Here is a 13,424-nt window from a genome sequence, read left to right as displayed (position 1 = left end):
GTAACGGCAGCGGAACGGCAGCCGGCAGCAGCATAGCCGCAGCGCGACGGCAGCACTGTCTCCGAGGCTTCAATGCGTCAACCCGACAGGCGGACCGGGACGGGCCGCCGCGCGGAGAAAGCGATGAGTCGATGAACGTTCGTAAGGTTCGGCCGGCGGCCGTCGCCGCCCTCGTTGCCGTGGGTGTGGCCGCCGCAGGCGGCTGCGGCCTCGCCGATGCCGCGCGGGAGCCGGCCGCGGCCGCCTCGGAGGCGCCGCGGGAAACACTGCTCAAGTCGCTGCCGGACGCCAAGACCGGCAGCTTCCACTTCGCCGTCGAGGGCGGCGAGGCGCCGGCCTCCGGCGACTTCGACGCGGGCAGGCGGAGCTACCGGATCGGGTTCCGCTACCGCGAACCGGAGGCCGGCTTCACGATGCACTCCGACTTCCTGGTCGTCGAGGAGCGGACCTGGATCAGGATGCGGTTCACCGGCACCGAGGGGCTGACCGGGCTCCCGAAGCTGCCGAAGAAGTGGATGCTGATCGACCCGGCCAAGGTCGAGAACACCGACGAGATCCCGCTCGGCTACGACGGCGAGACGGATCCGGGCGAGGCCGGCGCCGTGCTTGCGGCGATCGTCGACGTCCGGCGTACCGGTGCGGGTGGGTTCGCGGGCACCACCGACCTCACCCGGCAGGGTCAGGCGGAGATCGTCGACCAGGAACGGCTCGCGGCGCTGGGCGCGCGGGCCAGGGCGGTGCCGTTCGAGGCCACCGTCGACGGCCAGGGGCGGCTGCTCTCCACGGTCGTGCGGATCCCGGCGGCCGGAAAGTACAAGGCCTCCGAGTACGAGGTGACCTACAGCGACTACGGAAAGGCACCGACGCCGACGGCGCCCGCGGCTGACCAGCAGCAGAAGGCGTCAAAGGACGCCTACGAGCTGTTGAACGGCTGAGGTGGCGCAGAGGCGGCAGCCGCGCGGGTCGGACGGGGGTCCGCGCGCCTGTCGCTTCCGCGTGATTGGATCGGTGCATGGGCGCGAACGATGAGTACGTCTTCGTCGGCTGCTACACGGGCGAGAGCGGTGGCGAGGGCGAGGGCATCGCGCTGCTGCGCCGCGATCCGGCCACCGGCGAGCTGACCCGGCTGGGCCTCGCCGCCCGCACGCCCTCGCCGTCCTTTCTCGCCCAGCACCCGCGCCGCCCGGTGCTGTACGCGGTCAACGAGCTGGACGCCGGCACGGTGAGCGCGTTCGCGGTCGACCGGGACGCCTCCCTCACCCCGGTGGCCGTGCAGTCCACCGGCGGCGGCGCGCCCTGCCACCTCGCCGTCGCCGCCGACGGCCGCCACCTGCTGGTGACCAACTACGCCGGCGGCAGCGTCGCGGTGTTCCCGCTCGACGCCGACGGCGTACCGGGCGAGCACTGCGACCTGCTCGACCTGCAGGGCGGGGGCCCGGTCGCGGACCGTCAGGAGGGCCCGCACCCGCACATGGTCGCGCCGGATCCGAACGGCGCGGACGTGCTGATCTCCGATCTCGGCTCGGACCGGGTGTGGCGGGCCCGCCTCGACCCGATCTCCGGCCGGCTCGTCCTGGCCGGCCCGGCCGTCGTCGCGGCGCCCGGCACCGGCCCGCGGCACCTGCTGCACTCCATCGACGGCGCGCTGCTGCTGGTCGGCGAGTTGGCCGGCGAGCTGAGCTGGTACCGCCCGGACCCGGCCGACGGCGGCCTGCGGCAGGCCGGTGGCGCGTCGACGAGCGCCGGGAAGCCGAACCACCCGTCGGAGCTGACCACCGGTCGCGACGGGCGTTTCGTCTACGTGGCCAACCGCGGCCCGGACACCGTCTCCGTCTTCTCCTGGGAGCCCGAGGGCGGCACGCTGGTCGCCGAGGTGGCCGTCGGCGGTGCCTGGCCGCGGCACATCGCCCTGCTCGGCGACCATCTCTACGTAGCGAACGAGCGCTCACACAACGTCACGATCTTCCGCATCGACCCGGACACCGGCATTCCGCAGTCCCAGGGCGAGCCGGTGGGCGAAGGCAGTCCGACGTGCCTGCTGCGCTGGAACGGTCTCCAGGTGAGCGGATGACCTATAGCGGACGGCGACGGCGCGCCGACGTTACCGGCCGAAATCCGGCAGAGACCCCCAAGATCCGCACACGGCCCGGAGGCGCTTCGCTACGGAAAGTGAATTAGGTACCGGGAATTTCCAATCCGAGTAAGTTTCGTCCGAACGTATATGGCATTCAGGTCCGGAGATGCGCAGTATGGAGCGCGTGTCAGGCCGCCATCGCAGAAACTTCAATCTCAGGGGAGCCGGCGTCGTCGCATCTGCGATGGCGATCGTGGTTGTCCTCGCCGGTTCCTGGCTCGGCTACCAGAGTCTCGCCGATGCCGGATGCTCAGGTCAGATCAAACTGACCGTCGCAGCCGCCACCGAGATCGCTCCCGCCGTGGAACAAGCTGCCCAGCAGTGGACCTCCGGCGGTGCCAACGTCAACGGAACCTGTGTCGCCGTGAACGTGTCCGGCGTAAACCCCGCCACTACGGCCTCGGCCGTGGCAGCCAAGCACGGCGTCTCCCTCACGGGCATCGGTTCGGGCGGCAAGTCGTCCGTCCTGCCGGACGTGTGGATCGCGGACTCGTCGACCTGGCTGCTGCGTCTGCGGTCGGAGGCGTCCGGCTTCGTGCCGACCGACGGTAAGTCGGTCGCGCAGAGCCCGGTCGTGATCGCCATGCCCGAACCCATCGCGCAGCAGGTCGGTTGGCCTGACAAGAAGCTCACCTGGAAAGACCTGTTGCAGAAGATGACGACCGGCAACTCGCTGCGTACCGGCATCGTCGACCCGACGCGCGACTCGGCCGGCCTCGCCGGTCTGCTGGCGCTCGGCGGCGCCGCCGGCGGCGGTCCGGAGGCGAAGGCGACCCAGGTAGGTGCGCTGCGTGCCCTGGCGGCGGGGAGTTCCTCGCTGCGCGACGACCTCATGCAGAAGTTCCCGCGGTCGCTCGACGCGGCCGACCTCGCCAGCGCCGTGAGTGCCGCGCCGCTGTCCGAGGAGGACGTGATCGCATACAACGCGGAGCGTCCGCAGGTGAAGCTCGCCGCCCTCTACCTCGAGCCGACGCCGCCGCTGGACTACCCGTTCGCGGTCATGCCCGAGGTCGACCTGACCAAGTCCGCGGCCGCCACCGGGCTGCGCGAGGCGTTGCAGCAGCCCGGTTTCAAGAACCTGCTGGCCTCGGCCGGCCTGCGTGGCCCCGACGGCACGGTCGGCGCCGGCTTCGCCGGGCCGGTCGGTGCGCCGCAGCCTTCCCCAGCCGCCGAGGCGCCCGCGACCGGCACCGAGGGCACCGCCGCGGCGGGCCTCGACGCCAGCTCGATCAACCAGGTGCTGGGTAGCTGGGCCGCCATCACCCTGCCGGGCCGCGCGCTTGCCGTCTTCGACGTGTCGGGCTCGATGCTCGACAAGGTGCCGACGGCCGGCAACGTGACCCGCGCCGCGGTGACCCGCGCCGCGGCCTCGCAGGGCCTCTCGCTCATGGACGACAAGTGGGCGGTCGGCGTCTGGCTCTTCTCGACCGAGCTGGTCGGCAAGCGGCCCTGGAAGCAGGTCGTGCCGATCAGCCCGCTGACCTCGTCCCGGGCCGCGATCCAGGACTCGATCAGCAAGATCACGCCGAAAGAGAACGGTGGCACGGGCCTCTACGACACCGCGCTGGCCGCGTACAAGAACGTGCAGGACACGTGGCAGGCCGGCCGGGTCAACTCGGTACTGCTCTTCACCGACGGGCAGAACGAGAACAAGGACGGCATCGATCAGCGGACCCTGGTCAACGAGCTGAAGAAGCTCGCCGACCCGAAGCGCCCGGTGCGGATGGTCATCATCGGCATCGGACCCGGTGTCGACCGCACCGAGCTCGAGACCATCACCAACGCCTCGAGCTCGGGCGGCGTCTTCATCGCGCAGGACCCGGCGAAGATCGGTGAGATCTTCCTCGAGGCGATCTCGTCCCGCACGGGCGCCGCGCGCTGACGCTCGGAACGACCCAACCGGCCGCCGGATCCTCCCAAGGGTCCGGCGGCCGTTTCATTGCCGAGATGCGGCGGTCACGTCCAGGCAGACGGCCACCGCGTCGTCCTCGAGGTCCCCGCCGACGAACACGCGCAGGTCGCCGAGCAGCGAGCGCACCGCCTGCAGGGGCGCGAGCGACCCGGTCCGCCGCACGAAGCGGTGCAGCGCGGCCTCCCCGTAGCGGCTGGTGCCCGTCGCGGCGTCGAACACGCCGTCGCTGACGATGAAGAGCCGGTCGCCGGCGCGCAGGGTGAACGACTGCGGCGCGTACTCCGAGGACTCGAACATGCCCAGCGGGAACTGCGCCTCGAGCGGCTGGTCCAGTACGTCGCCGTCGCGCAGCAGCATCATCCGCGGCGACCCCGCATCGACCGCCTGCATCTCGCCGGAGTCCAGGTCCAGCTCCAGCAGCAGCGTCTCCACGTGCCGGTCGCCTCGGTGCTGCGCGAAGACCGCCTGGTCGGCCAGGGCGGCCTGGTCGGCCAGCGGCAGCCCGGCGCGGCGGGCGTTGCGCAACGCGTACGTGGCCAGCGAGGTCAGCAGCGCGGCGCTCGTACCCTCGCCGTGGCCGTTGAGCACGCTCAGGTAGAGCCGGCCGTCCTGCTCCGCCCAGTCGAAGCTGTCCCCGCGCACCGCGTACGAGGGTTCGAGCTGCCCGGCCAGGCTGAACGACGGCCGGATCCGGCTGCGACCCGGCAGCAGCTCCCACTGCATCTCCGCGGCCAGCGTGAGCCGGCTGGTGCGGGCCGCCGACGTGTACCGGTCGGTTCCGGCGGACGCCGCCTGCAGCTCGTGCGCGAGCAGCGTGGCGATCTCGGCGAGCTCACCCCGGGTCTCGGCCGAGTCGGCGGCGGGGGAGCACCGCAGCACGCCCATGCGCTCCCCGCGCCCGGTCACCGGCAGGTAGCCGACCTCGCCGTCCCTGACCTCGGACTGGTGGTCGAAGGAGCGCCAGGCGGGTTCGCCGGGTCGGGTCAGCGGCGGGCCGCCGGTCAGCGGCAGCAGGGCGGCCAGGCGGTAGTCGACGAGCAGCAGCTCGATGTCGATCGCGTAGTCGCGGGCGACCGCCTCCGCCAGACACTCGACGATGAGGTCGGCCGGAGCATCGGTCAGCGCGCGCTGCACGGCGGTCAACCGGTCGGACATGGCTTCACCACCTGGACAGTCTCCGCCGCAAGGGTAGTCTCTGCTGCAACATGGCCGAACACCATGGGCCGGATGGGCCGGACCCGATGCGTGCCGCGGCAGTCGACGACGCCGCGCCCGCCCTGCTGGCCGCCTGGGACGCCGCCCGCGAGCGGATGACTCCCCGGCTCTCCTGGCCCCAGCTGAACGCCCTGCTGGTGATCGAGCGCGAGCAGGGCATCAACCTGCGTGGCCTGGCCGGGCAGCTCAAGATGATCCTCTCCTCGGCGAGCCGGCTGTGCGACCGCCTGGTCGCCTCCGGCATGGTCGAGCGGGTGCCGGGCCAGGCCGACCGGCGCGAGATCGCGCTGTATCTGACGCCGGCGTCGCGCCAGCTGCTCGAGCGCCTGCGGGCCACCCGCCGGGAGCTGCTCGCGGAGGTGCTGGAGCGGATGACATCCGCGGGCCGGACGGCGCTGGTGCGCGGCCTGACCGAGTTCGCCGCGGCCGCCGATCCGGGTGCGGCCGCCGAGACCGCCCGTACGGCCTGAGTGGTCACTGCCGGGCGAGCCACGCGGCGGGGTCGTCGAGCAGCGCGCGGACGACCGAACCCGCCGCGCCCCGCATGGCGGCGTCCGGGCCGAACGTGGCGGCGTGCAGCCGCACCGGCGACCAGGCCGCGGTGAGCACCCGCCGGCCGGCCTCGGCCGCGATCGGCTCGCGGAGCCAGGGCAGCAGCGAGGCGTAGCTGCCGCCGAGCACGATCGTCTTCACGTCGAGCAGGTTGACCACCGCGGCCACCGCCATGCCCAGGGCCCCGCCGGCGGCGGCAAGCGCGGTCAGCGCGGCGGTCCCGCCGTCGGCCGCGGCGCCTGCCAGGGCCTCGACGGTGGTCACGCCGGCGGCGCGCAGCACGGCCTCCTGGCCGGCGTACTGCTCGAGGCAGCCGCGGGCGCCGCAGCGGCAGGCCGGGCCGTCGGGGTTGATCGGGATGTGGCCGATCTCGCCGCTCCAGCCCCGGGTGCCGCGGTAGAGCGCGCCGTCCAGCACGATGCCGGCGCCGATGCCGATCTCGCCGGAGATGTAGACGAAGTCGCGGGGCGGCTCGGCCGTGCCGAGCTCGCTGAGCGCGGCCAGGTTCGCCTCGTTGTCGACGGTGACCGGCAGGTCGCCGAGGAGGTCGCCGACGGCGACGTCCTGCCATCCGAGATTGGGGGCGATGCGGACGACGCCGTGCGCCGTGACCAGGCCCGGCACGGCCAGGGCCGCCCCGGCGATGGTGAGCCCGTCCGCCTCGGCCAGCGCCCGGGCCCGGGCGGCGAGCCGGCCCAGCGCGGCGATGGCGGTGCCGGGACCGGTCAGGCGCTGATCGCCGGGCTCGACGAGGCGGTGCCGGACGGTGCCGGCCAGGTCGACCACGCAGGCGGCCCGGTAGTCGACGTTGATCTCCAGCCCGAGTCCGGCCGGGCCGTCCGGTGCGAGGGTCAGCCCGACCGCGGGCCGGCCGGCGCCGCTGCGCGGCGCGGGCTCGACCTCGGTGAGCAGCCCGCCGGTGACGAGGTCGTCGACGAGTGCCGAGACCGTGGCCCGGGTCAGGCCGGTGACCCCGGCCACCGATGCCCGAGATATCTGACCTGTGCTGTTCGCCACGGTTTGCAGAACAAGCGCGAGATTATGGGCCCGCACGCTCGATTGCCGGACCGGCGACCCCGTCGCACTCATCATCCGCCCCGTCACGCCCTTGACAATGCCACACGCCGGTCAAATAATTCAACCAATAAACAAATCAGCTCTGTTACGTGGAGGTAACCGTGTCGGTCCAGCCCACGCGCGACGACAAGTTCTCATTCGGTCTCTGGACCGTCGGATGGCAGGCCCGGGACCCGTTCGGCGAGGCCACCCGGGGCCCGCTCGACCCGATCGAGGCCGTGCACAAGCTCTCCGAGCTCGGCGCCTACGGCATCACGTTCCACGACGACGACCTCGTCCCGTTCGGCTCCGACGCGCAGAGCCGCGACGGCATCATCGCCGCCTTCAAGAAGGCCCTGGACGAGACGGGCATGGTGGTGCCGATGGTGACCACCAACCTCTTCACCCACCCGGTCTTCAAGGACGGCGGCTTCACCAGCAACGACCGCGGCGTCCGGCGCTACGCCCTGCGCAAGGTGCTGCGCAACATGGACCTGGCCGCCGAACTGGGCGCGCAGACCCTGGTCCTCTGGGGCGGTCGCGAGGGCGCCGAGTACGACGCCGCCAAGGACATCCACGCCGCGCTCGACCGCTACCGCGAGGCCCTCAACCTGCTCGCACAGTATTCCGAGGACCGCGGCTACGGGCTGCGCTTCGCCATCGAGCCCAAGCCCAACGAGCCCCGCGGCGACATCCTGCTGCCGACGGCCGGGCACGCGATCGCGTTCGTGCACGACCTCGAGCGCCCGGAGCTGTTCGGCGTCAACCCCGAGGTCGGCCACGAGCAGATGTCGAACCTCAACTTCGCGCACGGCATCGCCCAGGCGCTGTGGCACGGCAAGCTCTTCCACATCGACCTCAACGGTCAGCACGGCCCCAAGTTCGACCAGGACCTGGTCTTCGGCCACGGCGACCTGCTCAACGCGTTCGCGCTGGTCGACCTGCTCGAGAACGGCGGACCCGGCGGCGGGCCGACCTACGACGGCCCCCGGCACTTCGACTACAAGCCCTCGCGCACCGAGGACTACACCGGCGTCTGGCACTCGGCCGAGGCAAACATGCGGATGTACCTGCTGCTCAAGGAGCGGGCGCAGGCGTTCCGCGCCGACCCGCGGGTGCAGGAGGCGCTCGCCGCCAGCAAGGTCCTCGAGCTTTCGACCCCGACGCTGGCCGCCGGCGAGACCTACGCCGACCTGCTCAACGACCGCGGCTCCTATGAGGACTACGACGTCGACGCGGCCGGAGCCCAGGGCTACCACTTCGTCCGGCTGCACCAGCTCGCCATCGATCACCTGCTGCGCGCGAACTGACTCCGAACGGAAGATGAACCCATGACACTGGTAGCCGGGATCGATTCCTCCACACAGTCCTGCAAGGTGGTCATCCGTGACGCCGAAACCGGAAAGCTGATCCGGCAGGGGCGGGCGAGCCACCCCGACGGCACAGAGGTACATCCCGACGCCTGGTGGACCGCGCTGCGGCAGGCGATCGACGAGGCCGGCGGCCTGGACGACGTCGCCGCCGCGTCCGTCGCCGGTCAGCAGCACGGCATGGTGGTCCTGGACGAGAACGGCGAGGTGGTGCGCCCGGCGCTGCTGTGGAACGACACCCGCAGCGCCGGTGCCGCCGCCGACCTGATCGAGGAGCTCGGCGGCGGCGACCAGGGCCGCCGGGCCTGGGTCGACGCCGTCGGGATCGTCCCGGTCGCGAGCTTCACGCTGACCAAGCTGCGCTGGCTGGCCCGCAACGAGCCGGACAACGCCGCCCGGGTGGCGGCGGTCTGCCTGCCGCACGACTGGCTGACCTGGAAGCTGTCCGGCGCGCGGGGCCTGGACAGCCTGCACACCGACCGCAGCGACGCGAGCGGCACCCTCTACTGGTCGGCCGCGGCCGAGGAGTACCGCCATGACCTGCTCGAACTGGGCTTCGGCCGGCGGATCGCCGTGCCGCGGGTGCTCGGCCCGACCGGCATCGCGGGCACGTTGCCGAACGGCGCGCCGCTCGGCCCGGGCGCCGGCGACAACGCCGCGGCCGGCCTCGGCGCGGGCGCGCTGCCGGGCGACGTGGTGATCTCCATCGGCACCTCCGGCACCGTCTTCGTCTCCTCCGACGTCGCGCCGGACGATCCGAGCGGCGCCGTCTCCGGCTTCGCCGACACGACCGGCCGGTTCCTGCCGATCGTCGTCACGCTGAACGCGGCCCGGGTGCTCGACGCGGCGGCCCGGCTGCTCGGCGTCGATCACGGGGAGCTGTCCCGGCTCGCGCTCTCCGCGCCCGCCGGCGCGGACGGCCTGGTGCTGATCCCGTACCTGGAGGGCGAACGCACCCCGAACCGGCCGAACGCCACGGGTGCCGTCCACGGCCTCACCCTGCGCACCTCGGACCCGGCGCACCTGGCCCGGGCGGCGGTCGAGGGCATGCTCTGCGCGCTCGCCGACGGGCTGGACGCCCTGGTCGCACACGGCGCGGCGGCCAACCGCATCGTGCTGGTCGGCGGCGGCGCGCGCAGCGAGGCGGTTCGCCGGATCGCGCCGGCGCTGTTCGGCCTGCCGGTCCTGGTCCCGCCGCCGGGCGAGTACGTCGCGGACGGGGCCGCCCGCCAGGCCGCGTGGGTCGCGCTGGGCGGGGACGCGCCGCCGGCGTGGTCCGCCGAGACCCCCGAGGTTTACGAGGACGAGGGCGTTCCGCTGATCCGCGAGCAGTACGCGTCGGCCCGGGACGCCGTGATCGACCGGGTGTCCCGCTAACCTCGTCCGCGTGAGCTTGCGGGGAGGACCGGCGCATCGCGCGTACAGCGTGGTCGTCTTCGTCATCCTCGCGTCCCTGGACAACGTCGCGATCGGCCTCGTCCCGCCGCTGTACCGCAGCATCGGCGGCGAACTCGGCGTGGGCGAGGGCCGGATCGCACTCGCCACCACGGTGATGTTCCTGATCAGCGCGGTGGCGGCGATCGGCTGGGCGTACGCGGGCGACCGCACCAACCGCAAGCCGGTGCTGATCGCCGGCACGGTGATCTGGGTCCTCGGCACCGCCTGGTCCGGCCTGGCCGGCAGCTACTCGTCGTTCCTGCTGTCTCAGGTGCTCGCGGCGATCGGCCTGGGCGGCGTGGCCAGCGTCAGCTTCTCCGTGGTCAGTGACCTGATCTCGCCGCGCCGCCGGGGCCTGGTGATGAGCTTCTGGGGTCTGTCGCAGGGCATCGGCACGCTCGCCGGGACGCTGATCGGCGGCCTGCTCGGCTCGACCGACTGGCGGCGGCCGTTCCTGATCGTCGCCGCGGCGGGCCTGATCGCCACGGTGGCGTACATGCTGACCTACGACGTCCCGCGCGGCGACAGCCAGCCGGAGCTCGAGGGCGTCGACTACGAGGAGCGGATCCACCGCGACGACCTGCCGCGGATCCTGGCCCGGCGCACCAACGTCTGGCTGATCCTGCAGGGCTTCTCCGCGCAGGTGGCCTTCGGCTCACTGGTCTGGCTGCCGGTGCTGTTCCGGGCCCGCGCCGAGGACCAGGGCTACTCGGCACCCACGGCGGTGATCGTGGGAAGCGTCTTCGCCACGATGTTCCAGCTGGGTGGTGCGCTGTCGATCCTCGGCGGCCTCGTCGGCGACCGGCTGCAACGCCGTACGCCCCGGGGCCGGGCCCTGGTCGCGGCCGTTGGCGTCCTCGCCGCCGTGCCGTTCTATGTGGTGCTGTTCTTCGTGCCGTTCCGCATCGACGTGCCGGACGGCGGCAGCACCGGCGCCGTCGTCGGCGCGATCCTGCGCAACGTCTACACCGAGCCGACCGTCGGGCTGAGCCTGGCCACCGCGATCTTCGCCCTCGCGCTGACCTCGGCGAACTCGCCGAACTGGTTCGCGCTCATCGCGGACGTTAACCCGCCCGAGCACCGCGGCACCGTCTACAGCCTCGGTAACCTGGTCAACGGCTTCGGCCGGGCCGGCGGCAACGTGCTGATCGCGGTGGCGTTCCGGGGCCTGTCCGGCGCCTTCCCGCCACCGCTCAACTACGCCGTCGGCCTGGCCGCCTTCCAGTTCTTCTTCGTGCCGACCGGCGTCATGTACTGGCTCGCCAGCCGGACGGTCGCCAGGGACATGGCCGACACCCATGCCGCCCTGGCCACCTATCGTGCGAGGGAGGAGGCGGAGGCGAAGATCAGACCCGCGCCCACACCGTGACGTCCTGCGGGACGCGACCGTCGTCGGCCAGCGGCTCGCTGGACAACTGGACCCGGGCGCCGAGCGGCAGCTCGGCCGGTGCGGCGCCGTAGTTGGTCACCACCAGCATGTCGGCGTTGCGGAACGCCAGCACCTCCGCCGGGGTGTCCACCCAGGTCAGCGCCCCGCCGCCGAGACCGTGCCCGGCGCGCAGGCGCAGCGCGGAGCGGTACAGCTCGTAGGTGGAGCCGGTGACGCCCCGCTGGCGGTCGAGGGCGTACTCGGCCCAGGTCGCCGGCTGAGGCAGCCAGCTGGCGTCCGATGGGCCGAAGCCGTACGAGGGGGCGTCGGCCTCCCACGGGATCGGCACGCGGCAGCCGTCGCGGCCGCGCTCGGCGTGCCCGGAACGCTCCCAGGCCGGGTCCTGCCGGAACTCGTCCGGTATCTCGGTCGCCTCGGGCAGCCCCAGTTCCTCGCCCTGGTAGAGGTAGGCGGAGCCGGGCAGCGCGAGCATCTGCAGCGTGGCCGCCCGGGCCCGGCGCAGCCCCAGCCCGGCGTCGGGCTGCGGATCGCCGATGCCGATGCCGTGCCTGCGCGGCTCGCCGACCGGGTAGCCCAGCCGGGTCGCGTGCCGCACCACGTCGTGGTTGGAGAGCACCCACGTGGTGGGGGCGCCGACCGCGGCGTTCGCGGTCATGGTGGAGTCGATGATCCTGCGCAGCGGGTCGGCGGACCAGGGCGCGTCCAGGTACTCGAAGTTGAACGCCTGGTGCATCTCGTCCGGGCGCACGTAGCGGGCGAGCCGCTCGGCCGGCTGCACCCAGGCCTCGGCCACCAGGATGCGCTCGCCGGGGTACTCGTCGAGGATCGTGCGCCACCGCTGGTAGACCTCGTGCACGCCGTCCTGGTCCCACATCGGCGGCGGCGGGGCGCCCTCGGGGCCGAGCCCGCCGAGGATCTCGCCCGCGTACTGCCAGTCGGCCAGGGTCGCGTCCTTGATCAGGCCGTGCGCCACGTCGACCCGGAATCCGTCGACGCCGCGGTCGAGCCAGAAGCGCAGCACCGACTCGAACTCGGCGCGGACCTTCTCGCTGCCCCAGTTGAGGTCGGGCTGGGAGACGTCGAAGAGGTGCAGGTACCACTGGCCGTCGTCGAGGCGTTCCCACGCCGGGCCGCCGAAGACGCTCCGCCAGTCGTTGGGCGGTTCGGCGCCGTCCGGGCCGCGCCCGTCGCGGAAGATGTATGGCTCCCGCTCGGGGCTGCCGCGGCCGGCGGTCAGCGCGGCCCGGAACCAGGCGTGCTCGTTCGAGGTGTGGTTGGGCACCAGGTCGATGATGACCCTGAGCCCGAGGGCCCGGGCCTCGCTGATCATCTTGTCCGCGTCGCCGAGGTCGCCGAAGATCGGATCGACGGCGCGGTAGTCGGACACGTCGTAACCGGCGTCGTGCTGCGGCGACGGGTAGAACGGCGAGAGCCAGACGGCGTCCACCCCGAGGTCGCGCAGGTAGCTCAGGCGCGCCGTGATGCCCGGCAGGTCGCCCATCCCGTCGCCGTCGCTGTCGGCGAAGGATCGCGGATAGATCTGGTAGATGACGGCGCTGCGCCACCAGTGCTCCGTGGGGGATGGCATGTCACCCAGGCTAGCCGCGCTATCCGTCGAGAATCGCGGCGAACCGTTCCTCTGCTAAATCGAGCTGGTCCAGGATGTGGTCCTTGGCGGCGAGCGAAAGCGGGGTGTCCGGGCGCCCGACCAGTTCGCGCAGCTTCGGCACCAGCGGCCGGTACTTGATCGCGGAGCTGCGGGCCTTGTCGTAGGTGGTGTGAATGACCCCGACGCCGTTGTCGGTGAAGTCGGACACCTTGATGACCCGGGCCCACGGGTCGCGCTCGAGGCTCTCCGCGACGTGCGCCCGATACTGCTCGTGCCTGTCGAACTCCGGGTCGTACTCCGGGTTGGTGACCGCCCGCACCAGCTCGGCCGTTCGGCGGTTGAACCGGCGGGCCAGCTCGGCGACGGCGGCGTCCGTCAGCACCTTGTGGCCGAGCGACTCCGGCAGGCCGGCCAGCTCCGCCGGATGGTCCTCGACGGCGTCGTGCAGCAACGCCGCCGTCAGCACGTCGACGTCGTGTATCCCGTAGTACCGCATGATCCGGATCGCCACCCGCAGCAGGTGGTTGAGGTACGGCTCCCGGACGCGGCGGTCCTCGGCGTGCAGCCGGGCCGCCAGGTCCAGCGCCTCCTCGAGCTGCCGGCGGTCGCCGGCCGGCAGCTCCTGCAGCTCAAGGGCGAACCGCTCGCGCAGCCCGGCCTCGCCGTACACCTCGGTGATCGCGTGCAACGGCATCGTGAGCAGCATCCTTGGCGCCATGCCGAACAGGTATACCCGACGGAGGCGCTCC

At 72.4% G+C, this 13,424-nt stretch carries 11 protein-coding genes; 7 read left to right on the top strand and 4 right to left on the bottom strand.

Annotated elements, in window-relative coordinates; translation table 11 throughout:
- The first annotated feature begins 131 nt into the window (after positions 1-131).
- The 3 genes from AB0B58_RS28165 to AB0B58_RS28155 all read left to right on the top strand — a co-directional run bounded on the left by AB0B58_RS28165 (position 132) and on the right by AB0B58_RS28155 (position 4,016).
- Positions 132-935 carry a hypothetical protein gene (locus AB0B58_RS28165; RefSeq protein WP_360229611.1) on the top strand — a complete coding sequence of 268 codons (804 nt, stop codon included), beginning with the start codon at positions 132-134 and terminating at the stop codon, positions 933-935.
- A 77-nt stretch (positions 936-1,012) separates the two neighbouring features.
- Complete coding sequence (locus tag AB0B58_RS28160; protein ID WP_360229609.1) at positions 1,013-2,071, top strand: lactonase family protein; 1,059 nt, start codon at positions 1,013-1,015, stop codon at positions 2,069-2,071.
- 247 nt (positions 2,072-2,318) lie between these two features.
- Positions 2,319-4,016 (top strand): VWA domain-containing protein, encoded by a 1,698-nt coding sequence (locus tag AB0B58_RS28155; RefSeq protein WP_360229607.1) that lies wholly within the window; start codon positions 2,319-2,321, stop codon positions 4,014-4,016.
- A gap of 54 nt (positions 4,017-4,070) precedes the next feature.
- Here the strand turns inward: AB0B58_RS28155 and AB0B58_RS28150 are convergent, their stop codons facing one another.
- The gene (locus AB0B58_RS28150; protein ID WP_360229605.1) at positions 4,071-5,201 is read right to left on the bottom strand and encodes a PP2C family protein-serine/threonine phosphatase; all 1,131 of its coding nucleotides are present in this window, start codon (positions 5,199-5,201) and stop codon (positions 4,071-4,073) included.
- A 50-nt stretch (positions 5,202-5,251) separates the two neighbouring features.
- Between AB0B58_RS28150 and AB0B58_RS28145 the strand changes: the two genes are divergently transcribed.
- Complete coding sequence (locus AB0B58_RS28145) at positions 5,252-5,731, top strand: MarR family transcriptional regulator (RefSeq protein ID WP_360229603.1); 480 nt, start codon at positions 5,252-5,254, stop codon at positions 5,729-5,731.
- Positions 5,732-5,735: 4 nt separating this feature from the next.
- Here the strand turns inward: AB0B58_RS28145 and AB0B58_RS28140 are convergent, their stop codons facing one another.
- On the bottom strand, positions 5,736-6,902 hold the full coding sequence (locus AB0B58_RS28140) for an ROK family protein (protein WP_360229710.1): 1,167 nt from the start codon (positions 6,900-6,902) through the stop codon (positions 5,736-5,738).
- 89 nt (positions 6,903-6,991) lie between these two features.
- Here AB0B58_RS28140 and xylA point away from each other — a divergent pair, with 89 nt between their 5' ends.
- From xylA to AB0B58_RS28125, 3 genes are read left to right on the top strand one after another with little or no spacing between them, the layout of a single operon-like run.
- Complete coding sequence (gene xylA / locus AB0B58_RS28135) at positions 6,992-8,179, top strand: xylose isomerase (protein WP_360229601.1); 1,188 nt, start codon at positions 6,992-6,994, stop codon at positions 8,177-8,179.
- Between the two features lie 21 nt (positions 8,180-8,200).
- Complete coding sequence (gene xylB, locus AB0B58_RS28130; protein ID WP_360229599.1) at positions 8,201-9,616, top strand: xylulokinase; 1,416 nt, start codon at positions 8,201-8,203, stop codon at positions 9,614-9,616.
- Positions 9,617-9,626: 10 nt separating this feature from the next.
- Positions 9,627-11,045 carry an MFS transporter gene (locus tag AB0B58_RS28125; RefSeq protein WP_360229597.1) on the top strand — a complete coding sequence of 473 codons (1,419 nt, stop codon included), beginning with the start codon at positions 9,627-9,629 and terminating at the stop codon, positions 11,043-11,045.
- Here the strand turns inward: AB0B58_RS28125 and AB0B58_RS28120 are convergent.
- Together AB0B58_RS28120 and AB0B58_RS28115 are read right to left on the bottom strand one after the other, a co-directional pair.
- Positions 11,023-12,654 (bottom strand): glycoside hydrolase family 13 protein, encoded by a 1,632-nt coding sequence (locus AB0B58_RS28120; RefSeq protein ID WP_360229595.1) that lies wholly within the window; start codon positions 12,652-12,654, stop codon positions 11,023-11,025. The two genes, AB0B58_RS28125 and AB0B58_RS28120, sit on opposite strands and share 23 nt — an antisense overlap.
- 19 nt (positions 12,655-12,673) lie before the next feature.
- Positions 12,674-13,393 (bottom strand): HD domain-containing protein, encoded by a 720-nt coding sequence (locus tag AB0B58_RS28115; protein ID WP_360229593.1) that lies wholly within the window; start codon positions 13,391-13,393, stop codon positions 12,674-12,676.
- Between the last annotated feature and the right edge of the window lie 31 nt (positions 13,394-13,424).

Origin of the sequence: Actinoplanes sp. NPDC049118, from assembly GCF_040648555.1 — a bacterium.
Lineage (GTDB): Bacteria > Actinomycetota > Actinomycetes > Mycobacteriales > Micromonosporaceae > Actinoplanes.
The sequence above is the reverse complement of the archived record's forward strand: the minus strand, read 5'-3'. Positions and strand labels throughout refer to the sequence as shown.